The organism is Mesorhizobium montanum, from assembly GCF_033977145.1.
GTDB lineage: Bacteria > Pseudomonadota > Alphaproteobacteria > Rhizobiales > Rhizobiaceae > Mesorhizobium > Mesorhizobium montanum.
The window spans coordinates 19962-43845 of sequence record NZ_JAVIJF010000008.1; the positions used below are offsets into that span (position 1 = coordinate 19962).

General features: G+C 65.0%; 21 protein-coding genes. 13 read left to right on the forward strand and 8 right to left on the reverse strand.

Annotated elements, in window-relative coordinates:
- Nucleotides 1–14: 14 nt before the first annotated feature.
- The 12 genes from RFM68_RS12480 (at nucleotide 15) to RFM68_RS12535 (ending at nucleotide 16091) form a co-directional block, all read left to right on the forward strand.
- On the forward strand, nucleotides 15–476 hold the full coding sequence (locus RFM68_RS12480) for an HPr kinase/phosphorylase (protein WP_320233283.1): 462 nt from the start codon (nucleotides 15–17) through the stop codon (nucleotides 474–476).
- Between the two features lie 165 nt (nucleotides 477–641).
- Nucleotides 642–1043: a PTS sugar transporter subunit IIA gene (locus RFM68_RS12485; RefSeq protein ID WP_140674263.1), complete on the forward strand. Its 402-nt coding sequence runs from the start codon at nucleotides 642–644 to the stop codon at nucleotides 1041–1043.
- Nucleotides 1040–1336 carry an HPr family phosphocarrier protein gene (locus RFM68_RS12490; protein ID WP_041000039.1) on the forward strand — a complete coding sequence of 99 codons (297 nt, stop codon included), beginning with the start codon at nucleotides 1040–1042 and terminating at the stop codon, nucleotides 1334–1336. The genes RFM68_RS12485 and RFM68_RS12490 overlap by 4 nt, the downstream gene beginning before the upstream one ends.
- A gap of 534 nt (nucleotides 1337–1870) precedes the next feature.
- The gene (ahcY, locus tag RFM68_RS12495) at nucleotides 1871–3271 is read left to right on the forward strand and encodes an adenosylhomocysteinase (protein ID WP_320233284.1); all 1401 of its coding nucleotides are present in this window, start codon (nucleotides 1871–1873) and stop codon (nucleotides 3269–3271) included.
- Nucleotides 3272–3460: 189 nt separating this feature from the next.
- On the forward strand, nucleotides 3461–6040 hold the full coding sequence (locus tag RFM68_RS12500) for a sensor histidine kinase (protein WP_320233285.1): 2580 nt from the start codon (nucleotides 3461–3463) through the stop codon (nucleotides 6038–6040).
- 10 nt (nucleotides 6041–6050) lie between these two features.
- Nucleotides 6051–7562 carry a tRNA (adenosine(37)-N6)-threonylcarbamoyltransferase complex ATPase subunit type 1 TsaE gene (tsaE, locus tag RFM68_RS12505; RefSeq protein ID WP_320233286.1) on the forward strand — a complete coding sequence of 504 codons (1512 nt, stop codon included), beginning with the start codon at nucleotides 6051–6053 and terminating at the stop codon, nucleotides 7560–7562.
- A complete protein-coding gene (locus RFM68_RS12510) occupies nucleotides 7559–8281 on the forward strand; it encodes a nucleotidyltransferase family protein (RefSeq protein WP_320233287.1) in 723 nt (240 codons plus the stop codon). Before tsaE ends, RFM68_RS12510 begins: the two co-directional genes overlap by 4 nt.
- Nucleotides 8278–11397, forward strand: a complete 3120-nt coding sequence (gene addB / locus RFM68_RS12515; protein ID WP_320233288.1) for a double-strand break repair protein AddB — start codon at nucleotides 8278–8280, stop codon at nucleotides 11395–11397. Before RFM68_RS12510 ends, addB begins: the two co-directional genes overlap by 4 nt.
- The gene (gene addA / locus RFM68_RS12520) at nucleotides 11394–14906 is read left to right on the forward strand and encodes a double-strand break repair helicase AddA (protein WP_320233289.1); all 3513 of its coding nucleotides are present in this window, start codon (nucleotides 11394–11396) and stop codon (nucleotides 14904–14906) included. The genes addB and addA overlap by 4 nt, the downstream gene beginning before the upstream one ends.
- 74 nt (nucleotides 14907–14980) lie before the next feature.
- The gene (gene trxA, locus RFM68_RS12525) at nucleotides 14981–15304 is read left to right on the forward strand and encodes a thioredoxin (protein WP_320233290.1); all 324 of its coding nucleotides are present in this window, start codon (nucleotides 14981–14983) and stop codon (nucleotides 15302–15304) included.
- A gap of 188 nt (nucleotides 15305–15492) precedes the next feature.
- Complete coding sequence (locus RFM68_RS12530) at nucleotides 15493–15774, forward strand: cupin domain-containing protein (protein ID WP_320233291.1); 282 nt, start codon at nucleotides 15493–15495, stop codon at nucleotides 15772–15774.
- A gap of 77 nt (nucleotides 15775–15851) precedes the next feature.
- Complete coding sequence (locus RFM68_RS12535) at nucleotides 15852–16091, forward strand: plasmid stabilization protein (protein WP_320233292.1); 240 nt, start codon at nucleotides 15852–15854, stop codon at nucleotides 16089–16091.
- A 24-nt stretch (nucleotides 16092–16115) separates the two neighbouring features.
- Here the strand turns inward: RFM68_RS12535 and RFM68_RS12540 are convergent, their stop codons facing one another.
- From RFM68_RS12540 to RFM68_RS12565, 6 genes are all read right to left on the reverse strand, one after another.
- Nucleotides 16116–16535, reverse strand: a complete 420-nt coding sequence (locus RFM68_RS12540) for a VOC family protein (RefSeq protein WP_320233293.1) — start codon at nucleotides 16533–16535, stop codon at nucleotides 16116–16118.
- Between the two features lie 52 nt (nucleotides 16536–16587).
- Nucleotides 16588–17913, reverse strand: coding sequence for a bifunctional folylpolyglutamate synthase/dihydrofolate synthase (locus RFM68_RS12545; RefSeq protein WP_320233294.1), 1326 nt, complete (start codon nucleotides 17911–17913; stop codon nucleotides 16588–16590).
- 62 nt (nucleotides 17914–17975) lie between these two features.
- Complete coding sequence (gene accD / locus RFM68_RS12550; RefSeq protein ID WP_320233295.1) at nucleotides 17976–18902, reverse strand: acetyl-CoA carboxylase, carboxyltransferase subunit beta; 927 nt, start codon at nucleotides 18900–18902, stop codon at nucleotides 17976–17978.
- A 94-nt stretch (nucleotides 18903–18996) separates the two neighbouring features.
- The gene (trpA, locus tag RFM68_RS12555) at nucleotides 18997–19836 is read right to left on the reverse strand and encodes a tryptophan synthase subunit alpha (RefSeq protein WP_320233296.1); all 840 of its coding nucleotides are present in this window, start codon (nucleotides 19834–19836) and stop codon (nucleotides 18997–18999) included.
- 2 nt (nucleotides 19837–19838) lie between these two features.
- Nucleotides 19839–21089 (reverse strand): tryptophan synthase subunit beta, encoded by a 1251-nt coding sequence (gene trpB / locus RFM68_RS12560; protein ID WP_320233297.1) that lies wholly within the window; start codon nucleotides 21087–21089, stop codon nucleotides 19839–19841.
- 93 nt (nucleotides 21090–21182) lie between these two features.
- Nucleotides 21183–21842, reverse strand: a complete 660-nt coding sequence (locus tag RFM68_RS12565; protein WP_320233505.1) for a phosphoribosylanthranilate isomerase — start codon at nucleotides 21840–21842, stop codon at nucleotides 21183–21185.
- A gap of 110 nt (nucleotides 21843–21952) precedes the next feature.
- Here RFM68_RS12565 and RFM68_RS12570 point away from each other — a divergent pair, with 110 nt between their 5' ends.
- Nucleotides 21953–22171, forward strand: a complete 219-nt coding sequence (locus RFM68_RS12570) for a hypothetical protein (protein WP_320233298.1) — start codon at nucleotides 21953–21955, stop codon at nucleotides 22169–22171.
- A gap of 293 nt (nucleotides 22172–22464) precedes the next feature.
- Here the strand turns inward: RFM68_RS12570 and RFM68_RS12575 are convergent, their stop codons facing one another.
- Together RFM68_RS12575 and RFM68_RS12580 are read right to left on the reverse strand one after the other, a co-directional pair.
- Nucleotides 22465–23223, reverse strand: a complete 759-nt coding sequence (locus tag RFM68_RS12575; protein WP_320233299.1) for a M48 family metallopeptidase — start codon at nucleotides 23221–23223, stop codon at nucleotides 22465–22467.
- Between the two features lie 120 nt (nucleotides 23224–23343).
- Complete coding sequence (locus RFM68_RS12580) at nucleotides 23344–23823, reverse strand: DUF2852 domain-containing protein (protein ID WP_320233300.1); 480 nt, start codon at nucleotides 23821–23823, stop codon at nucleotides 23344–23346.
- Nucleotides 23824–23884 lie beyond the last annotated feature (61 nt).

Genomic DNA, 23884 nt, shown 5'->3' on the forward strand with positions numbered 1-23884 from the left:
TCGCCGAGCCGAACATGCCAGACTCCGCCCCGAAGCCCCGGAACATCCATGGGACGGCCATCCTGATCGGCGAGCACGGCGTGCTGATCATCGGGCCGTCCGGTGCCGGCAAGACGACGCTGGCGCTGGCGCTTGTCGATCATTGCCAGATGCGCGGGCTGTTTTCCCGAATGATCGGCGACGACCAGCTTTTTGCCGCGTGTCACGCGGGCCGGCTTGTCTGCCATGCGCCAACCACCATCGCTGGCCTTGCCGAAGTGCCCGGCATCGGTCCGCGTTCGCTGCCATCCGAACGGGCCGGCTTGATCGACCTCACGGTGCGCCTTGTGCAAGCAGGCGAGATGACACGGTTTCAGGGCGAGGCGACCGAGACGATCGCCGGTTGCCAGCTGCCGCGCGTCGATGTTGTCCGACAAAACGTCACAGCCGCGCTTCCGGTCGTCATGGCGCGGCTGTCGATACCGCCTTTTTCGTGATCCGGGTCCGGGTTTTTTGCTGCAATGCGGCAAAATGGCTTGGGCCGGCGCAATTTTGGGCTTGTCAACTGGCCGTGCGTCGACAAGATTGCGCTCCCGCCGCCTGGAATGGCTGGCGAACATACGATACGCCTATGAAACGGCGATGACGGGAGCCACCAAAGAATGATCGGACTCGTGCTCGTGACGCACGGTCAACTCGCCACCGAGTTCCGACATGCCGTAGAGCATGTCGTCGGGCCGCAAGACAATTTCGAAACCGTGGCGATCGGCGCCGACGATGATATGGAGCAGCGCCGGGCCGATATCGTCGACGCGGTCGCGCGCGTCGACACCGGCACCGGCGTCATCGTGCTCACCGACATGTTCGGCGGCACCCCTTCCAACCTCGCCATCTCGGTGATGGAATCCGGCCGCACCGAGGTCATCGCCGGCATGAACCTGCCGATGCTGATCAAGCTCTCCTCGATCCGCAAGGGCGACAACATGGCCGCCGCGCTCGACGAGGCGCAGGCCGCGGGCCGCAAATACATCAACGTCGCCAGCCAGCTCCTGAGCAGCAAATGAACGCATCGGCGCCACAGACGGATGAGGTGGTGCGGGAGTTTCCAATCATCAATCAGCGCGGCCTGCATGCGCGCGCCTCGGCCAAGTTCGTCCAGGTCGCCAGCGGCTTCGACGCCACCATTCATGTCGAGAAGGACGGCGTGAAGGTCGGCGGCACCTCGATCATGGGCCTGATGATGCTGGCGGCAAGCCCGGGCTATTCGATCCGCGTCATCGCCAGCGGCCCGGAGGCCGTGCCGGCCATGGACGCGCTGGAGCAGCTGGTCGCCTCGCGTTTCGGCGAGGAAATCTAGAACCCCAGCACAGGGATTTTGACCGGTCGGCTCTGTTTGCGTTGGCAGGTGGCATGCCTTGGAGATTGGCCGAAAGCGCCCATCGCGATCGTCATTCTAGGGCGGAGCAGGAGCGAAGCTCCGTCGCGAAGACCCTAGAATCCATGCCGTTACCTTCGCCGAGGAGCGCAACCGAGCAGAATTCTGCACCGCAGCAACGCTTCCAAGTCACGGCATGGATTCTATGGTCTGCGCGCGTCGCTTCGCTCCTTGCTCCGCCATAGAATGACGACGTTGGGGCGGCTTCAACCAATCCTGGGCGTTTGCGCTGATGTCACGGAACGGCAACCTTTCAAAATCCCTGTGTCGAGGAACTAAAGCGCGTTTAGTCCCTTGCTTCACATCTCGCTTTTCCAAGACATACGCGCATAAAGATTTCTTTATATCCCATTGTCGTCTTCCGACCGATCTGCTAGTCAGGCCGGCAATTCGCGCCCTCCCTGCGCCGTCCCGGCGCCGGCGCGTTTTTGAGATAAATCACACCGGAGCACTGCCATGACGGGTAGCAAGGACTATGTGGTCGCCGACATCTCGCTTGCCGGCTGGGGCCGCAAGGAGATCGAGATCGCCGAAACCGAAATGCCGGGCCTGATGGCCTGCCGCGAGGAGTTCGGCGCCAAGAAGCCGCTCAAGGGCGCGCGCATCACCGGCTCGCTGCACATGACGATCCAGACGGCGGTGCTGATCGAAACGCTGAAGACGCTGGGCGCCGACATTCGCTGGGCCTCCTGCAACATCTTCTCGACGCAGGACCACGCGGCCGCGGCGATCGCCGAAGCCGGCATTCCGGTGTTCGCCATCAAGGGCGAGTCGCTCGACGACTATTGGGACTACACCGACCGCATCTTCCAGTGGACCGACGGCGGCACCTCCAACATGATCCTCGACGATGGCGGCGACGCCACCATGTACATCCTGCTCGGCGCGCGCGCCGAGGCCGGCGAGGACGTGCTGTCCAATCCCGGCAGCGAGGAGGAGGAGATCCTGTTCGCCCAGATCAAGAAGCGCCTGAAGGCGTCGCCCGGCTTCTTCACCAGGCAGCGGGACGCGATCCGCGGCGTCACCGAGGAGACCACCACCGGCGTCAACCGCCTCTACCAGCTGCAGAAGAAGGGCCTGCTGCCCTTCCCGGCGATCAACGTCAACGATTCCGTCACCAAGTCGAAATTCGACAACAAGTATGGCTGCAAGGAATCGCTGGTCGACGGCATCCGCCGCGGCACCGACACGATGATGGCCGGCAAGGTCGCGGTGGTGTGCGGCTATGGCGACGTCGGCAAGGGCTCGTCGGCTTCGCTGCGCGGCGCCGGCGCCCGCGTCAAGGTCACCGAGGTCGACCCGATCTGCGCGCTGCAGGCGGCGATGGACGGCTATGAGGTGGTCACGCTGGAAGACGCTGCCCCCACCGCCGACATCGTCATCACCACCACCGGCAACAAGGACGTCGTCACGCTCGACCATATGCGGTCGATGAAGGACATGGTGATCGTCGGCAATATCGGCCACTTCGACAACGAGATCCAGGTGGCGTCGCTGCGCAACCTGAAATGGACCAACGTCAAGCCGCAGGTCGACCTGATCACCTTCCCGGACGGCAAGCGGATGATCCTTCTGTCCGAGGGCCGCCTGCTCAACCTCGGCAACGCCACCGGACATCCGAGCTTCGTCATGTCGGCCTCGTTCACCAATCAGGTGCTGGCGCAGATCGAGCTTTTCTCCAAGCACGGCCAGTACCAGAACCAGGTCTACGTGCTGCCCAAGCACCTCGACGAGAAGGTGGCGCGCCTGCATCTCGACAAGCTCGGCGCGCGCCTCACCGAACTGTCCGGCGAACAGGCCGCCTATATCGGCGTGACGCCGCAGGGACCGTTCAAGCCGGAACACTACCGCTATTAACCAAAGCGAAATTATCTACCATATATTGAAGCCGGGTGGTTGACTTTCCGCCCGGCTTTATTTTTTGCGTCATGATTCTTCACGCCGATTCCGGCAGGCGTTATTGTTGTGATTCGCGGTCCGGGGACATGATGGGCCGCGGGCGCATTCAGGGCGGTCTTGCATACAAGCGGCGAAGAGGACCAAGACATGCCGGGGGAATACCCGCCAAGCGCGGGAAAGGCCGTTTCCGGCGGCCATAGGGATTCGAACGAGGCCGGCGCTGTCCTGAAGGTCGGCGGTTTTCGTGCCGGCATGCGGCTGGCTTTGCTTCTTGCCACTTCGGCGCTTGCCAGCCCGCTGCTCGCCTTTGCGGTACATGCCGAGACAAGCATCCCGGGAAGGGCCGGAACGCCGGTCAGCACCGTCGAGGTCATGCAGCTCGCCATGTTCGTCGGCGTCATGGGCGCCGCGCTGGTCTCGGCCATCTTCCTGATCCGCGAGCGCGCGCGCACCGCCTCGCAGAACGTGCAGCTCAGAGCCCGCATAGCGGACGTCAACGCGGCGCTGCAGCGTTCCGAGGCATTGCTCAATCTGCGCGACCAGCGCCTGGTGGTGTGGACCACGGACAACAAGAAACCCGAACTCATCGGCAGCCTGCCGCTGGAGAGCGGCGCGCCCGAGGACAGGTCGGCTTTCCTCGCCTTCGGCCGCTGGCTGATGCCGCGCTCGGCGGCGGCGTTGGAGCATGCGGTTGCCGCGCTGCGCGAACAGGCGAAGGCCTTCGATCTTGTCATCGAAACGCAGGCCGGCGTGCCGCTCGAGGTGCATGGCCGCAAGAGCGCGGCGCATGTGCTGGTGCGCTTCGTCTCGCTGTCGGAGACGCTGCGCAGCCAGGCCAGGCTGAAGATCGAGAACCAGCGGCTCAGCGCCGACTACGACACCATGGTCGGCCTGCTCGACGCCTTGAAGATGCCGACATGGTTGCGCGCCGCGGACGGGCGATTGCAATGGGTCAACCGCGCCTATGCCGAGGCGGTCGAGGCGGAAAGCGCGGCCACGGCCGTGCGCGACGCCAAGGAATTCCTTGGCGGCCAGGCGCGCGAGCAGATCGCCGAGCAGCATAAATCGCGCCCGGTCTTCGAACAGACGCTTTCCACCGTGATCGAAGGCGACCGCCGCATGTTCGCGGTCACCGACTTCGCCGGCGCCGACGGCTCGGCGGGGCTTGCCTGCGACATCAGTGCCGCCGAGACGATCCGCGCCGAATATGAGCGGACCGTGCGCAGCCATGCCGACACGCTCGACCAGTTGAACACCGCCGTGGCGATCTTCGACACCGAGGAAAAGCTGCGTTTCTTCAACCAGGCGTTCCAGAAGCTCTGGGGCCTCGACAGCGGCTTCCTGCTCAGTGCTCCCTCCAACACGCTGCTGCTCGACCGGCTGCGCAGCGAAGGCAAGATCGCCGAACAGCCGGAATGGCGGCGCTGGAAGGAAAACCTGCTCAGCGCCTATCGCGCCGTCGAATCGCAGGAGCACTGGTGGCACCTGCCGGACCGCAAGACGATTCGCGTCGTGGCGAACCCGCAGCCAAAGGGCGGCGTCACCTGGGTGTTCGAGAACCTGACCGAGAAGATGGACCTCGAAAGCCGCTACCAGACCGCCGTGCGGGTGCAGGGCGAGACGCTGGACAATCTGGCGGAGGGCGTGGTCGTGTTCGGTCCGGACGGTCGGCTGCGCCTGTCCAATCCGGCTTTCATCGCGCTGTGGGGGCTGACGGTGGAAGCCGTCAAGCCCAATGTCCATGTTTCGGCGATCCGCGATCTGTGCGACCAGCGGGTCGCGAACAGCCCGTGGGGCGGTTTCGTCGCCGCGGTCACCGGCTTCGACGACGAACGCCGCGACCGTCGCGGCCAGATCGAGCTCGTCGACGGCACGGTGTTGAGCTACGCGGTGATCCACCTGCCCAACGGCCAGGTGATGATTACCTTCGTCGACGTCACCGACACCGTCAATGTCGAACGGGCGCTGAAGGACAGGAACGAGGCGCTGGAGAAATCCGACCAGCTGAAGAACGAATTCGTGCAGCACGTGTCCTACGAGCTGCGCTCGCCGCTGACCAACATCATCGGCTTCACCGAGCTTCTGTCGCTGCCCGCGACCGGGCCGCTGACGCAGAAGCAGCGCGAATATGTCGAGCATGTCGGCTCGTCGTCATCGGTGCTGCTCACCATCGTCAACGATATTCTCGACCTGGCGACTGTCGATGCCGGGATCATGCAGCTCGACATTTCCGAAATGAACATCGACCGGACGATCGCCGCGGCCGCCGAACTGGTCGCCGACCGGCTGGACGAGCACCGGATCAAGCTCGATATCGACGCGGCGGAGGCGCCGGCAAGCTTCCATGGCGACGAAATCCGCATCCGCCAGATCCTCTACAACCTGCTCAGCAACGCGGCGAATTATGCGCCGGAGGCGAGCACGATCACGCTGACGTGCCGCCGGTTGGCCGACAGCGTCGAGTTCTCGGTGCATGATAACGGCCCCGGCATGCCGCCGGACGTGCTGGAATCGGTCTTCCGCCGCTTCGAGCCGCGCGCCAATGGCGGGCGGCGGCGCGGCGCCGGGCTAGGGCTCTCTATCGTCAAGAGCTTCGTCGAATTGCACGGCGGAAGCGTGCGCATCGAGACCGGCAAGGACCGGGGCACCACGGTCATCTGCACCTTCCCGGACAAGCCTTCGGGTATCCCGGATACGCCGGCGGGCATCCGCGACGCGGCCGAGTAGCGCGGCCCGCATGGCAGGGACGTTGCTGGAGCGTTTTCTCGCCGACGAGGCGGCAACGGCAAGGCTTGGCGAGGACCTCGCCATGGCGTTGCGCGCCGGCGATGCGATCGCGCTGAAAGGCGATCTCGGCGCCGGCAAATCGACGCTGGCCCGGGCGCTGATCCGGGCACTCGCCGACGATACCGGCCTCGAAGTGCCGAGCCCGACCTTCACGCTGGTGCAAAGCTACGAGACGCGTGTTCCGGTCCATCATTTCGACCTCTACCGGCTGTCGGCGCCGGACGAGCTCGACGAGCTCGGCCTCGACGATGCGCTCACCCAGGGCGCGGCACTGGTCGAATGGCCGGAACGGGCCGGAGACCGGCTGCCGGGAACCGCGCTGTGGATCGATCTTGCCGAACGCGGCGAAGGCCGCGTGGCGAGGCTGTCGGGACAGGGACCGGTCTTCGAGCGCGTGGCGCGATCGCTGGCCATGCGCGATTTCCTGGCCGCCGCCGGGTGGGGCGAGGCCAGCCGCCGCCATTTCATCGGCGACGCTTCCGCCCGCTCCTACGAAATCGTCTCGCTGCCCGGCCAGGCGCCGCGCGTGCTGATGAACTCGCCGCGCCTCGTGCTCGGGCCGCCGGTACGCGACGGCAAGCCCTATGCGGTGATCGCCCATACGGCCCAGTCCGTCACCGCCTTCGTCGCCATCGACCGGGCGCTGCTTGCAGCCGGCGTCAGCGTTCCCGTGATCCATGCCCAGGACCTCGACCAGGGCTTTCTGCTCATCGAACATCTCGGCTCGGAAGGTTTTCTCGGCCACGACGGCCAGCCCATCGCCGAACGTTACGAAGCGGCGGCCGAGTTGCTGGCCATGATGCATGGCAAGGCTTGGCCCGAGCGCATGGAAGCAGCGCCAAGCGTGTACCACGACGTGCCGCCCTTCGATCGCGAAGCCATGCTGATCGAGGCCGATCTGCTGGTCGACTGGTATGTGCCATGGATCACCGGCGGACCGGCAAACGATGAATTGCGGGCAGGCTATCATAAGGTTTGGAATGCCCTTCTCGATCGCCTGGCGGGCAGCGAATACACGCTAATGCTGCGCGATTTCCATTCGCCCAACATCATCTGGCGCGCGGAGCGATCCGGCCTCGACCGGCTCGGCATCGTCGACGTCCAGGACGCGCTGATCGGACCGGCCGCCTATGACGTCGCTTCTCTAGCCATGGATGCGCGCGTCACCGTCTCGCCCAAGATCGAGCGGCGGACGGTCAAGGCTTATGTCGCGGCGCGGCGCGCCGCCGGCGCTTTCGACAAGGCCGGTTTCGCCGAGGCCTATGCGATCATGGCGGCGCAGCGCAATTCGAAGATCCTCGGCATCTTCGTGCGGCTCGAAAAGCGCGACGGCAAGCCTTACTATCTGAAGCACCTGCCGCGCATCCGCGATTACCTGAGGCGGGCGCTGGCGCATCCGGCGCTGGCTGGCCTGAAGGATTTCTACATGACCCACGGCCTGCTCGAGGACCGCTCGCCATGAAGCCGACGACCGCGATGGTGCTGGCGGCCGGGCTTGGCAAGCGCATGCGGCCGATCACCGACACAATGCCGAAGCCGCTGGTCAAGATCGCCGGCAAGACCTTGCTCGACTGGGGACTGGATAGCCTCGAGGCAGCCGGCGCCGCCAAGGCCGTCGTCAACGTGCATTATCTGTCCGAGCAGATCATCGCCCATGTCGCCGGCCGCAAGGCGCCGAAGGTCGTCATCTCCGACGAGCGCGAGGCGCTGCTGGACTCGGCGGGCGGCATCGTCCAGGCATTGCCGCTTTTGGGCGATGCGCCCTTCTACGTCGTCAACGCCGACACTTTCTGGATCGACAGTGGTGAGCCCAGCCTCGAACGCCTTGCCCTTGCGTGGGACGCTACCAGAATGGATATTCTGCTGATGCTTACCGATCTCGACTCAGCGACCGGACATTGCGTCGGCACCGACTTCCTGGTTGCCGCCGATGGTGCCTTACAGCGCTCGAAAGGTGACCCGACGGGGCTGATCTACGCGGGTGCGGCGATCATCCATCCGCGCATCTTCAAGAATGCGCCGACGGGCTCGCATTCGCTCAATCTCTATTTCGACAAGGCGATCGCCGCTGGGCGCCTGTTCGGCATGAAGATGAATGGAAGCTGGATCACCGTCGGCACGCCGGACGCCATTCCGGTGGCCGAGGCGGCGGTCGCCGGCGCTTTAGCGAAAGCGGTATGAGCGGCTCGCGCCGCGTCTTTTCAATCCCGCCCGGAGCGCCGTTCCTGCCGACTCTGGCGGGGGCGCTGCTCGACGGTCGGCTGATCCCCGGCTTCCGCTTCGACGGCGATCCGCTGGCGCTCGCCGATGCCACCATCTATGTGCCGACGCGGCGCGCGGCGCGGGCGCTGCGCGGCGCCTTCGTCGACATGCTCGGTGGACGCTCGGCCATTCTGCCAACGGTGCGGCCGCTCGGCGAATTCGACGAGGACGAAGCGGCCTTCGATACTGAGGCGGCACCGGCAATAGACCTTGCGCCACCGATCGCCGCGCAGGAGCGGCTGCTCTTGCTGGCGCCTTTGGTGCGCGCCTGGAAGGAGAGCCTGCCGGCGCATGTCAGGGAGCGGTTCAACGAGGAATTCGTCGTGCCGACCTCGGCCGCCGATGCCATCTGGCTGGCGCGCGACCTCGCCCGGCTGATGGACGAGATCGAGACCGAAGGCACGGACTGGGCGAAGCTTGCGACGCTGGTCACCGGCAACCTCGCCGGCTGGTGGCAGGTAACGCTCGATTTCCTCGGCATCGTCACCGACAACTGGCCGGACTTGCTCAAGGAGCGCAACCGCTCCAATCCCGCCGCGCACCGCAGCGCGCTGATCCGCCTGGAGGCGGCGCGGCTGAAGCGCAATCCGCCTGCAGGACCGGTGATCGCCGCCGGCTCGACCGGCTCCATTCCCGCCACCGCCGAACTGCTTGGCATTATCGCCGGCCTGCCCAACGGCGCCGTCGTGCTTCCCGGGCTCGACCGAGACCTGGACGATGCCTCATTCGCGGCGATCTCTGCGCCTGGCGCCCGGCCGGCAACGCTCGGCCATCCGCAATATGGCCTCGCCAAGTTGATCGGCGGCATCGGTGTTCCGCGCCGCGATGTCGAGGATATCGTCGCGGCGCCACCTCCGCTTGCGTTGCGCACGGCGCTTGTCGGCGAAGCGCTGCGTTCGGCCGAAACCACCGAATATTGGACCGAGACGCGGCCGCGTTTTTCGGCAAGCGATGTCGAACAGGCGCTGGCCGGCGTGACGCTGGTGGAGGCGGCGAACGAACGCGACGAGGCGGCGGCAATCGCAATCGCGTTGAAGCGGGCGGTGGAGGTGCCGGGCAAGCGCGCGGCGCTGGTCACCGGCGACCGGGCATTGGCGCGGCGGGTTTCGGCGGAGCTTCTGCGTTTCGGCGTGGTTGCCGACGATTCCGGCGGCACGCCGCTCACCAACACGCCAGCCGCCGGCCTGCTCAGGCTGGCGCTGAGCGCCGCGTTTCGGCCCGGTGATCCGGTAAGCCTGCTTTCCTTGCTCAAGCATCCGCTGCTCGGGCTCGGTCTGGAACGCCGAAGCGTGCGCAAGGCGACCGAGCTTATCGAGCTGGTGGCACTGCGCGGCGGCACGGGTCGGCCCGACGTCGCTTCGCTCGGTAAGCTTTTCGACATACGGCTAGCGGAGCTGAGTGGCGATACAAGGCAGCCTTTCTGGTTTTCGCGCCTGACCGTGCGCGGCATAGAGCAGGCGCAAGATGTGCTTAGCCGTCTTACCAACGCCCTCTTGCCGCTCGCCGCGCTGCGCGACGAGAAAGACGCCGACATCGCGACGCTGACGCGCGCGAGCGTGGTTGCGCTGGAGGATCTGGGCCGCGCGGCCGATAGCAGCCTGGCGGAACTCTATGCCGGGGACGCCGGCGAAAAGCTTGCCGAGCTGCTGCGCGGACTGGTGGCGGCGTCCTCACCCTTCACCTTCGCGGCGAGCGAATGGCCCGATGTGATGGAGGCGCTGATTGCGCCGGAAACGGTCAAGCCGGCGCAAGGCACCGACCGCAACATTGCCATCTGGGGTGCGCTGGAGGCCCGGCTGCAAAACGTCGACACTCTGGTCATCGGCGGGCTGAACGAAGGCGTGTGGCCTCGCAAGCCCGAGAGCGACCGCTTCATGTCGCGGCTTATGAAAACCGGCATCGACCTCGAGCCGCCGGAGCGGCGCATCGGCCTTGCCGCCCATGACTTCCAGATGGCGATGGGCGCCAGGGAAGTGGTGCTGGCGCGTTCGGCACGTTCGGGCGACGCGCCGGCGGTGCCGTCGCGCTGGCTGCAGCGCATCCTGACCTTCATCGGCAAGGAGCCGGCGGCCGCACTTCGCGGGCGCGGCGATGCATTGCTTGCCTGGGCGCGCGCGCTCGATGCCGGCGAGAAGAAGGATTTTGCGCCCCGCCCGCAGCCGAAGCCGCCGCTCAGCCAGCGCCCGCGGCATTTCTCGGTCACCGAGATCGAGACGCTGCGCCGCGATCCCTACGCGGTCTATGCGCGGCGCATTCTCGGCCTGATGCCGCTCGATCCGCTGATCCGCGATCCGGGTGCCGCCGAACGCGGCACGCTGTTCCATGAAATCCTGCATTTGTTCTCGCGACGGGTCGACGATCCACGCGCGCCGGGTGCGCTGGCGGCCCTTGTCGACACCGGCCGCACCTGTTTTGCGGACGCAGCGCTTCCGCCCGACATCGAAGCGGTGTGGTGGCCGCGTTTCGAAAAGCTCGCGGTCAACATCATTCAATGGGAGCGAGCGCGGGCACCTGATGTAGTCAGTCGGCATGCCGAGGAGCGTGCTGAAAAGACCGTTGTCGGCCGAACTGGTATTACCTTGTCAGGCCGAGCCGACCGGATCGATCTGCTCGCCGGCGGCATGGCCGACATCCTCGACTACAAGACCGGTTCCTCGCCTTCAAAGGCCCAGGCACACACGCTGCTGTCGCCGCAGCTTGCGTTGGAAGGCGCGCTGCTCAGGCGCGGCGCCTTCAAGGAGCTCGGCATTCGCGAGCCTTCGCAGCTTGCCTTCGTGCGGCTGAAGGCGAACGGCGATGTCGATCCGGAATCCATCCTGGAATACAACCGGAAACTTCGCACCGCCAACGACCTTTCCGAGGAAGCCTGGGCGCGGCTGGAACGGCTGCTGTTTCACTACGCGGATCCGGCAACCGGCTATCTGTCGCGCGCGCTGCCGTTCCGCGAGGGCGAAGCCGACGGCGACTACGACCATCTGGCGCGTGTGCTGGAATGGTCGGCCGGCGGCGCCAGCGAAGACGAGGCGGAAGGATGAAATATCCGATCCCCTCCGCTACCGCCGCCAGCCAGGCGCGCGCTTCGGATCCGGCCAATTCCGCCTGGGTGTCGGCGAATGCCGGGTCGGGCAAGACGCACGTGCTGGCGCAGCGTGTCATCCGGCTGCTGCTCAACGGCACCGATCCATCGAAGATCCTGTGCCTGACCTATACGCGCGCGGCCGCCGCCAACATGTCGAACCGGGTTTTTTCGACCCTGTCGGAATGGACAGCGCTGCCCGATGCCGAGCTTGCGGTCAGGATCGCGGCGCTCGACGGCCGCGGCGCCGACCGCGACATGATGCGGCGCGCGCGCCGGCTGTTTGCCGAGGCGCTCGAGACGCCGGGCGGGCTAAAGATCCAGACCATCCACGCTTTCTGCGAATCGGTGCTGCACCAGTTCCCGCTGGAGGCCAACATTACGGCGCATTTCGAGATGCTCGATCCGCAGATGGAGGCTTCGCTGTTCGGCGAGGCCCGCCGCGACATGATCTCGGGCGCAGGTGCGGGCGTCGAAGGGCTGGCGGAAGCCTTTGCCACGGTGCTGGAGCGCGGCGGCGAGTTCGGGCTCGACACGCTGCTCGCCGAGATCGTCAACAAGCGCGACGAATTGCGCGACTTCATCGCCAAGCTCGGCAAGGATCGGGACTTTCGGCCGCTGTTCGTCGAATTCGGCTTCCGGCCCGGGCAGACGGCCGAGGACATCGCCGCTTCCCTCTGGCCGCTGCCTGGCTTCGCCCCCAGTCAATTCGCCGAATTCGCGCATGCCGCGGATGCCGCCGACGCGAAGCAAGTGCTGAACAATGTGCTGCCTTATGCGCAGAGTGCCTTTGCCGAGGCCGATCCGATCCGGCGGCTGCGGCTGCTCGCCAAGGCATTCTTGCGCGCCGACGGCGACCCTTACGATCCGCCCAAGATTTTCCGAAAGGCTCTGGTCGACCGCCTGCCCGACCTGCCGGACCGCTATTTCGCGGCGGCAAAGGCAATCCTCGACGTAACCGACCGGCTGGCGCTGTTTCGCATGCTCGAAGGGACAGCGGCGGCGCTCACCGTCGCCGGCTGGCTGATCGCGCGCTATGAGCAGTTGAAGCGCAGGCGCGGCTTCCTCGACTTCAACGACCTGATCACCCGCACGGTCGGTCTCTTGTCGCGGCCCGATGCCGGGCCGTGGGTGCAGTTCAAGCTCGACCAGGGCATCGACCACATCCTGCTCGACGAGGCGCAGGACACCAGCCCGGACCAGTGGGAAGTGGTGAAGAAGCTGACGGAGGAATTCTTCGCCGGGCTCGGCCAGCGCGAGGCGGTCAAGCGCACGGTCTTTGCCGTCGGCGACGAGAAGCAGTCGATCTACTCCTTCCAGGGCGCGGCGCCGGATTCCTTTGCCGAAAGCCGGCTTTTGTTTGCCGGCCGCGTGCGCGACGCCGAAGCCGCCTTCGCCGATCTCCGGCTCACCTGGTCGTTCCGTTCGAGCGACGACGTGCTTGCCGCCGTCGACCGCGTCTTCGCCGAACCGGGCGTGCGGCGCGGCATCAGCCACGATCCCGATCCTTTGGTTCACAAGGCGATCCGCAATGACGCGCCGGGTTATGTCGAGGTATGGCCCTCGGTCGGCGCCGAAATGGTCGAGGAACCGGACGACTGGACGCTGCCGGTCAACCATGCCAGCGCGCCGGCCGTGCGGGTGGCCGAGCATGTGGCGACGACCATCCAGACCTGGCTGCGCAATGGCGAGATGATCGAAGGCAAGGGCAGGAAACTGACCGCCGGCGACATCCTCGTCCTGGTGCGCAAGCGCGACCGTTTCGTCCACGCCCTGTCGCGCAGCCTCAAGAACCGTCAGATTCCGGTCGCCGGCGCCGACAGGTTGAGCCTGCCCGGGCATATCGCCGTTCAGGATTTGATCGCGCTTGGCCGTTTCCTCATCCAGCCGGAGGACGATCTTTCGCTAGCCGCGGTGCTGCGCAGCCCGATCTTCGAGGTCTCCGAAGAAGCGTTGCTGGCGCTTGCCGGCGAGCGGCCCAAAGGCCAGTCGCTGATTGCCTCGCTGCGACAGCATGCGGCCGGCGGCGAGGCCCTGGCCGCCGTCGTCAGCCGGCTCGATGCCTGGACGAACGAGGTCGCTTTCAAGCCGGTGTTCGAATTCTACGCTGCGGTGCTTTCGCGCGACGGCCTGCGGCGCAAGATGACGGCGCGGCTCGGACCGGAGGCCGGCGACATCCTCGACGAATTCCTGAGCTTTTGCCTGGCCGAGGAACGCACCGGTCTGCCGGGACTGGAGTCCTTTCTCTCGACGCTGGAAAACGCCGGCCCCGAGATCAAGCGCGAGATGGACCAGACGCGCGACGAGGTACGGGTCATGACCGTGCATGCCGCCAAGGGGCTGGAGGCGCCGGTCGTCTTCCTGGTCGACGGCGGCTCGGCGCCGTTCAGCGACCAGCATTTGCCGCGGCTGATGCCCTTCGAGAGCTCGGGTTCGCAATGGAAAGGCAAGGGCTACCTCTGGCGTTCGGCCAGCGATGTCGCCAACGGCGTCTCAAAGGCGGCTTCGGGGCGGGCGCGCGAACTGGCGGATGACGAATACAGGCGGCTGCTCTATGTCGGCATGACGCGCGCCGAGGACCGGCTGGTCGTCTGCGGCTATCACGGCAAGCGGCAGCCCAGCACCGGCACCTGGCATTCGATCGTCAGCCGGGCGCTGCTGGGCGCGCCTGAAAGTTCCGAGCGCCGGCATCCCGCGACGGCCGATGTGGCGGTGCATCGCTTCCATATGACGAAATTGCCACCGGTGGCGCCGACCGGCGTCGACGAGGCAGGACCATTCGAGCATGCCGCGCCGTTGCCTGAAAACCTGTTCCGGCCGCTGCCGCCCTATGAGGAGCTGCCGCGACCGCTTTCGCCTTCCGGCGCCTCGGCGCTGATCGACGAGGCGAAAGACGCTGTCCCCGACATACGCTCGCCGGTGCTCGACCCCGCCGCCGAGCCCGGCTTTGCCGTCATGCGCGGTCTGGCCCTGCATAAATTGCTGCAAATGCTGCCCGGCATCGCGGAGGACGAAAGGCAAAGCGCCGCGGAGCGCTACCTGGCGCGTGCCGGCGCCGATTGGCCGGCGGGCGAGCGCGACAAGGCGTTGGACGCGGTGCTGTCGATCCTGTCCGACAACCGCTTCGGAGCGTTGTTCTCGCCGTCATCGCGCGCCGAGGTGGCCGTCATGGGTAGCCTCGACGTAAAGGGCAAGCTGCGCTCGATCTCCGGCAAGATCGACCGGCTGGCGGTCACCGCGGAAAAGGTGTCGATCGTCGACTACAAGACCAACCGGCCGGCGCCCAAAAGCCTGGCGGAGGTGCCGCCTGCCTATGTGCTGCAGCTTGCGCTCTACCGCGCGCTGCTCAAGCCGCTCTATCCGGGCCGCGAGGTGACGGCTGCGCTGCTGTTCACCGAGGCGCCGCGCCTGATCGAGCTGCCGGCAGCGGCCATGGACGGCGCCCTTGCCCGACTCACGGCAGCGTGACACAAGAACTGCTTGAACATCACCGCCGCAACCACCACATTTGGTGCAACCCGAGTTTTCGAAAGGATTTCAGCATGGCCACCGTCAAGGTCGACAAGGGCAATTTCCAGGCCGATGTGCTCAATGCCAAGGAGCCGGTCGTGGTGGATTTCTGGGCCGAATGGTGCGGCCCGTGCAAGATGATCGCGCCGGCGCTGGAAGACATTGCCAACGAGCTTGGCGCCAAGATCAAGGTCGCAAAGCTCAACATCGACGAAAACCCCGAGCTTGCCGCGCAGTATGGCGTGCGCTCGATACCGACGCTGATGATCTTCAAGGACGGCGAAGTCGCCGACATGAAGGTGGGCGCCGCGCCAAAGACCGCGCTGTCGCACTGGATCAACGGCAGCCTCGCCTGAGCCAATCCAAGCATTCAAAGAACGAAGCCCGGCCATCGCGCCGGGCTTTTCTTTGGCGCCATGGCTCGACGCGCTCTGGCCCTGACGCTTTGGCACGCTATCGCCTTTGCTGAAGCAATTCTAGGAAAAGTGTGAGGCGGTTTTCCGTCCGGAATTGCGTAAAAAAGAGATAGAAAAGGGAGAGCTCCATGACCGGCACCGCCAAAGCCACCGTCCACGTCGACAATGAGCGGGTGATCGTCACCGAATACCGTTTCGCACCGGGCGCCAACACCGGCTGGCACCGCCACGGCCACGACTATGTCGTGGTGCCGCTGATGGACGGCAAGGTGAAGCTGGTGACCGGGGACGGTGAATCCTTCGCCGAGATGAAGCAAGGCGCGCCCTATTTCCGCAGGGAAGGTGTCGAGCACGACGTCATCAACGCCAATGACGGCGAATATGCCTTCATCGAGATCGAGCTGAAGTAAGCGAGATGGCTAGCCAGCATCTGCTATCTTGATGGCTAAGTCTTGCCGGTATCCATTTCCGGGAAGCGGAGTTTCAAATGGCCCTACCAAAACTCTCGGTCCGTAGCGTAAAAGCACGAGACCTTGCTCATCGACTTGCGCGTCTGGAAAATCGCTCGATAGCAGACGTAGTCGAACGCGCGCTCGAATCCCTCGAATCCTATGAGATTCGGGAAGCTGGGCGCGAGCCCGCATCCAACCTCTATGCTCGCCTGGCGGCAAGCAGCGGCGCCGACATTGATCTGGAGAAAATTATCCGTGAAGGCCGTGAACTGTAGCCGAATTTCCGACTGATCAATAAGTTACCAGTCGGCGATGCGGTCGCCGCCGGCGAACTGCGCGCTTTTGCCGGTATATTCGAACAGCTCGATCCTCACGCCGTTGGGGTCGGTGATCCAGGCCTGCCAGGTGTCGTCGCAGGCGAGCTTCTTCGGCGTCGCCTCGATGCCCTTCGACCGGATATGGGCGACCGCGGCGTCGATGTCTTCTACTTCGAGGCAAAAGTGATTGATCTGGTTGCGCTCGCTGTAACTGGCCGCGCTCTTCTCGAACACCTCGACATGGCTGCGGCCGCCGCAGTCGAGGTAGAAGCCGAATATCTTGCCGTCGCGCAGGAAATTGAACCGTGTGTCCATGCCGAGCACGTCCCGGTAGAAGCTGCGCGTCGCCTCCAGGTCATGCGCAAAGATGCAAACATGGGCGAGCTGCTTCACGCTGATCATGGCCGGTTCCTTTCGCCCCCCGCCGAAATGCGACGCGCTCTCTGGAATTGGCTTACGTCGGCGGCGTGCCGTTCTCGGCCAGCACCGCGCCGGCGAAATAAAGCGAGCCGCCGATCAGGATGCGCGGCGCCGGGCCGTCCCAGCTGTCGCGAAGCAGCATCAGCGCGCTGGCAACCGAGCTCACCGGCTCGGCCGAAAGGCCGGCCTCAGTGGCGCGCAGCGCCAGCTCGTCATTCGGTGCACCGGCGTCGCTGTTGTTTACCGGCACTGTATAGACATGCCGGGCAAGGCCCTTGAAGGCGCTGAAATAGCCGGTCTGATCCTTGGTGTTGATCATGCCGGAGATCAGGATCAGCGGCCTCGGGTTCTTTTCTTCCTGCTCGGCCAACGCTTCGGCGATGACCACGCCGGCGCCCGGATTGTGACCGCCATCCAGCCAGATCTCGGCGCCCTTCGGCGCGAGCTCGACCAGCCTGCCCTGCGTCAGCTTCTGCATCCTTGCCGGCCAGGCGACATTGGTCATCGCCTTTTCGGTGGCGCGGTGGCTGATCTCGAAGCCGGCCGCCTTGACGGCGGCGATCGCCGCCGCGGCGTTGGCGAACTGGTGGCGGCCGGGCAGGCGCGGCGAAGGCAGGTCCATCAACCCGTCCTCGTCCTGATAGACCATGCGGCCGTTCTCCTCGAAGGCGAGGAAATCCTGGCCATAGACGACGGTCGGGCAATCCAGCCGCTCTGCCGTCTCGATCAGCACCTGAAGTACCGTCTCGCTTTCCTGCGCGCCGATCACCACCGGGCAGCCGCGCTTCATGATGCCTGCCTTTTCGGCGGCGATCAGCTCGACGCGGTCGCCGAGATAAGCCTCGTGGTCCATCGATATCGGCATAATGACCGTAACCGCCGGCCGTGTGATGACATTGGTGGCGTCGAAGCGGCCCCCGAGGCCGACCTCGACGATCGCCGCCTCCGCCGGGTGCTCCGAAAACAGGATGAAAGTGACGGCGGTGAGGATCTCGAAGACGGTGATCTTCTGGTCTGCATTGGCCGCCGCGACACGAGCGATGGCCTCGGCAAAGACGTCGTCGTCGACGAGCCTGCCGCCGCCTTCGGCCGCCAGCCGGTAGCGCTCATGCCAGTTCACCAGATGGGGCGAGGTGTGGACGTGGACGAGATGGCCGGCCGCCTCAAGCAATGCGCGCGAAAAGGCGGCGCAGGAACCCTTGCCATTGGTGCCGGCGATATGGATGACCGGTGGCAGCCGGTCCTGCGGATTGGCTAGGCGTTCGAGAAGCCGCGTGACGCGGTCCAGCGAAAGGTCGAAGCCTTTCGGATGCAGCGTCATCAGATGTTCGATTTCGCGGTCGGCGGAAAGCGTTGTCATGGCGGAATCCTAAGCGCACGCGGCGATGCGCGCAATCGCGGTTCGCGTCGGGTAGCGTCGCTTCAGACCTGCGGCCGCGTCTCGGCGTTGACGATTGCCGGCGGTAAAATCTCCTGCTCGAGCGGCTTCTCTACTTCCGGCACCTTGAGCAGCATTTTCAGCAGCCGTGCGATGGTCTGCCGCATCTCCAGGCGCGAGACCACCATGTCGACCATGCCATGCTCCATCAGGTATTCGGCGCGCTGGAAGCCGTCGGGCAGCTTTTCGCGGATGGTCTGCTCGATGACGCGCGGGCCGGCAAAGCCGATCAGCGCGCCAGGCTCGGCGATCTGGACGTCGCCCAGCATGGCGTAGGAGGCGGTGACGCCGCCGGTGGTCGGATTGGTCAGCACGACGATATAGGGCAGGCCGGCTTCCTTCAGGCGGTCGACGCCGATCGTGGTGCGCGGCAACTGCATCAGCGACAGGATGCCTTCCTGCATGCGGGCGCCGCCGGAGGCCGCGAACAGGATCAGCGGCCGCTTGCGCTGCAGCGCGACCTCGAAGGCATGCACGATGGCTTCGCCGGCGGCCATGCCGAGCGAGCCGCCCATGAAGGCGAAGTCCTGCACGGTGACGATGACCGGCAGCCCGTCGATGGTGCCGGCGCCATTGAGGATCGCATCCTCGAGGCTGGTCTTGGCCTTCGCCTCCTTCAGGCGATCGGTGTACCGCTTCTCGTCGCGGAATTTGAGCGGGTCCAGAACGACCTTGGGGTTTTCGAGCTGCTCGTATTTGCCGTCGTCGAGAAAGTACCGCAGCCGCTCCTTGGCTGAGATCTTCATGTGGTGGCCGGAAGCCGGGATGACGAACTGGTTGGATTCGAGATCCTTGTGGAAGATCATCTCGCCGGTCTCGGGATCCTTGATCCAGAGGTTTTCCGGCATGTCGGTGCGCCGGCCGAGCATCGAATTGATCTTCGGGCGGACGTAATTGGTGATCCAGTTCATGGCTTCGGCTCCTGTCCCGGAAGGACTTCAAGCAATTCCAGGAAAAGTCTGTGGCGGTTTTCCGACCGGAATTGCCGGGCAACAAATAGTCGGGCTATTCGGCGGCAGCAAGGCGGGCCGAACGAACGCCCTGGGCAAGGCCGCTGACCAGTGTGGCGACGGCCTCGGCCGGATCGGCGGTCTTTTCGCCCTTGGGGCCCAGCACGTTAGCAACCGCGTTGACAATCGCGGTACCGACGACGACGCCGTCGGCATTGGCACCGATGACACGGGCCTGCTCGGCGGTCTTGACGCCGAAGCCGACGCAGACCGGCAGATCGGTGTGGCCCTTGATGCGCTGGACCGCCGCCGCCACCTTCCCGGTGTCGGCAAGCGCGGAGCCGGTAATGCCGGTCATCGAGACATAGTAGACGAAGCCGGAGGTGTTTTCCAAAACCTTCGGCAGGCGCTTGTCGTCGGTGGTCGGCGTCGCCAGCCGGATGAAGTTCACGCCGGCCTTCAGCGCCGGGATGCAAAGCTCCTCGTCCATCTCCGGCGGCAGGTCGACGACGATCAAGCCGTCGATACCGCTTGCCTTGGCGTCAGTGAGGAAGCGGTCAACGCCGTAGATGTAGATCGGGTTGTAGTAGCCCATCAGCACAATCGGCGTTTCATTGTCGCCGGCGCGGAATTCGGCCGCCAGCTTCAGCGTTTTGGCCAGCGTCTGGCCGCCCTTAAGCGCCCGCAGGCCAGCCGCCTGGATGGCCGGACCATCGGCCATCGGGTCCGAGAACGGCATTCCCATCTCGATGACGTCGGCGCCCGCCGCGGGCAGCGCCTTCATGATCGACAGCGAAGTGCCATAGTCCGGGTCACCACCCATGAAATAGGTAACGAGCGCCGGACGGCCTTCGGACTTCAGCTTCGCCATGCGGCGGTCGATGCGGGTGGTCATTGTCAGATCTCCATGCCCAGCATCGAGGCCACCGTGTGCACGTCCTTGTCGCCGCGGCCGGACAAATTGACGATGACGATCTGGTCCTTGCCCATCTTGGGCACGATCTTTATCGCGTGGGCGATGGCATGCGCCGATTCCAGCGCCGGGATGATGCCTTCGACGCGCGTCGTCAGCTGGAAGGCTTCCAGCGCCTCGTCGTCGAGGATCGGCACATATTCGACGCGGCCGGAGTCGCGCAGCCAGGAATGCTCGGGGCCGACGCCGGGATAGTCGAGACCGGCCGAGATCGAGTGGCCGTCCATGATCTGGCCGTCGGCATTCTGCAGGAGGTAAGTGCGGTTGCCGTGCAGCACGCCCGGCGCGCCGGCGTTCATCGAGGCGCAATGCTCGATGCCGTCGAGTCCACGCCCGCCGGCTTCGATGCCGATGATGCGGACTTGCCTGTCGTCGAGGAAGGGATGGAACAGGCCGATGGCGTTGGAGCCGCCGCCGACGGCGGCGATGATGGTGTCGGGCAGCCGGCCTTCCTGCTCGAGGATCTGCGCGCGGGCTTCGGTGCCGATGACCGACTGGAAGTCGCGAACCAGCTCGGGATAGGGATGCGGGCCGGCGGCGGTGCCGATCAGGTAATAGGTGTCCTCGACATTGGTCACCCAGTCGCGCAGGGCCTCGTTCATAGCGTCCTTCAGCGTGCCGTGGCCGGCGGTGACCGGCCGCACCTCGGCGCCAAGCAGCTTCATGCGGAATACGTTCGGGCTCTGGCGGGCGACGTCGGTGGCGCCCATGTAGACGACGCACGGATAGCCGAAACGCGCCGCGACCGTGGCGGCGGCGACGCCATGCTGGCCGGCGCCGGTCTCGGCGATGATGCGCTTCTTGCCCATGCGCTTGGCGAGCAGGATCTGGCCGAGGCAGTTGTTGATCTTGTGCGAGCCGGTGTGGTTCAAATCCTCGCGCTTGAAATAGACTTTCGCGCCACCCCCGAGGCCCTGTGCCGAGGAAACCTCCCGAAGATGCCTGGTCAGGCCTTCGGCGAAATAGAGTTTCGACGGCCGCCCCGCATAGTGGGTCGACAGGTTCGTCAGCTCGGCCTTGAAGTCCGGATCGTTCTTGACCTCGTTCCAGTGCCGCTCAAGGTCGAGGATCAGCGGCATCAACGTTTCGGCGACGAAACGACCGCCGAAAATGCCGAACATGCCCTGCTCGTCGGGCCCGGTGCGGAAGGAATTGGGCATTGCCGGCTTGTTCATCGCCGATCTCCTAAATCTTGGCTTGCGAGCATGTCCTTGTCGGAAAACCGGTTCCCACTTTTCCGGGGACATGCTCGGGTTTGAAAAGTTCGTTCAGGCGGCGCGGTCGTCGCGCGCGGCCCCGACGGCCCGGAAAAACTGCTCGATCAGCGCCGGATCCTTGACGCCCGGAGCGCTTTCCACACCGGACGAAACATCTATTCCGGGGGGGTTGGCCTGTCTCAGGGCATCGCCGATATTGGCGGCATTGAGCCCCCCGGAAAGCATGTATTCGACGCCGTCGTCAAGGCCGGCAAGGATGCGCCAGTCGAAGGCGACGCCGTTGCCGCCCGGCAATTGCGACCCCATCGGCGGCTTGGAGTCCAGGAGGAAGTGGTCAGCGACGCCGATATACGGCTTTATTCGCTGCAGATCGGCCGGCTCGCTGATCGACAGCGCCTTCATCACCGGCAGGCCGTAACAGGCCTTGAGTTCCGCCACCCGCTCGGGCGTTTCGGAACCATGCAGCTGCAGCATGTCAGGCTGCATCCTGGCGACGATCTCGTCGAGAAAGGCATCATCGGCATCGACGGTGACGGCAACCGCCAAGGCCTTGTCGCGCGCCGCTTCACGGAGGCGCCCGGCCTCAGCCGGCTCGACATAACGCGGGCTCTTCGGGAAGAAAATGAAGCCGACATGGCTGGCACCGCCGGCAAGGGCGGCGGCCATCGCGGCGTCGGTCTTCAATCCGCAGATCTTGATGTCGAGCGTCATGGCGCGGACTTGGCACGAAACGGCCGAAGAGTCGAGAAAAAGCATGCTGTTGCCGGCTCTGCGGAAAACACTACCTTCATATAGGAACCACAGGCGGGAGCACGATAAGCATGGCCGACCAGACCGTCGCCGAACTGAAGCAGAAGATCGCGCAGGCGCGCGAGGTGATCATGCATCTGATGGACAAGGCGGCCTTTAACGGCGCCGAGGCGCACCGGGCGCTGGATTACTTCGGCAGCGATGCCTTTGATCGGAATTTTCTGCCGTGGCCGCATCAGGGCGAAGAGGGGTTGCGGCCGGAGGAGCTGAATGCGGCGAATGACGATTGAGCGGTCGCAGGGCGCGGCAACCGTGATTTCGTCATCCTCGGGCTTGACCCGAGGATCCATGCCGTGACGTCCGCCCAGGATGCGGCGACCGAGAATAACCGCCGTTCTGAGACGCTTCTTGTCAAGGCAAAGCAACTTCTGGACCCCGCTCACGCGTCACGGCATGGAACCTAGGTCTACGCGCGTCGCTTCGCTCCTTGCTTCGCCCTAGGATGACGAAGCTGAGCTGACCCAGCTAATCTCCAGCGTTGCCCACGAGCGACGGCCAGCCGTAATGGCGCCTCGCAGACGCCCTACTCAAACACGATCGACTGCAGGGCGCCGCCGTTGCGCTTGAGCCAGTCCTTGCAGCGGTCGGTATCCGGGCAAAGCTTCTCGCACAGTTTCCAGAATTTCGGGCCGTGGTTCATCTCCTTGAGATGCGCCACCTCATGCGCCACCAGGTAGTTTATCACCGGCGCCGGCGCCATCATGATACGCCAGGAGAAAGAGAGATTGCCCTCCGAGGTGCATGACCCCCAGCGGCTGGACGTATCCTTGTATCGTATCGCCTTGGCGCGCTTGCCGATCGCCTCGGTGTGCTTCACCACCAGCTTCTCGATCTCCTTCTTGGCCTCGCGCTTGAGGTAATCGGCGATGCGGCGCGGCAGGTGGATGCGCTCGCCATGGACGATCAAGAGCGGTCCGCGCTCGTCTCGCGAGACGGTGACGGAGCCGCGCTTTGCCGGCTCATGGACGATGCGGTGCGGCACGCCGCGGATCGGGACCTTGATACCAGGCCGCACCTGCGGCCGCGTCGGCACCTTGGCCAGGCGCTGCTCCAGCCAGTCCTGGTGGCGGTCGAGGAACTTTTCCACCTCGCCGCGGCGCAGACCCGGCGGCACGGTGATGCGCAGACCCTGGCCGCCGGAATCGATGCGCAGCGTGAGCCGCCTGGCCCTGGCGCTTTCGACTATTTTCAGCGGCAGCGTGCGACCGGCGACGCAATGTTCCCGCTCCACGACAGGCGTGGGCTTTGGCTTGGTCAGATTGCGAAAGAAGCCGAGAGTCATGGCTGGACGATACGCGATTCGAAAAAAACGGCCAGTGGAGGGAAGTCACATAGAGAACAAAAAAGAAACGGCGCCGCTGGACGCGACGCCGCATATCATACCGAGACCTGTCGCGCGGTCTCAGTCGTCGAGCAGGTTCGTGCCCTTGCCGCGCTTCGGAGCGGTCTTGTCGGTCGAGCTGGTGGCGGTCGGCGCGGTCGACTTGTTGCGGTTCGCCATGAAGCGATCGAACTCATCCTGGTCCTTGGCGCGGCGCAGTTCGCGGGCGTAGTCGTCGAACTCGGTCAGCATCTCGTCGAGCTTGCGGCGCTCCTCGGCGAGGCGCTCGAGTTCCTTCTCGCGCCAGTCGTCGAAGGCGACGTTGCCGGTGCGGGCCGAACCGTGGCCCCAGCGGGCCGCCTTGTCGGAGCCGCGGCGGCAGCCGGCGAAGATGCCGTCCGTGGCGCGGTTGACGTCGCGCTTGAAGCCATCGAGCCGATCGCCCCAGATGATGTAGGCGAGCATGGCGAAGCCGAGCGGCCAGAACACCATGAAGCCGATGACCATCAGCGCGATGGTGGCCGGCGTCCAAGCCGGACGGATCAATGCACTTGTGTTCATTTTCTCCCAATCCTTACGTTGGAGACAGCCAAACCGGCTGCGTGGAATCGAAATGGGAAGG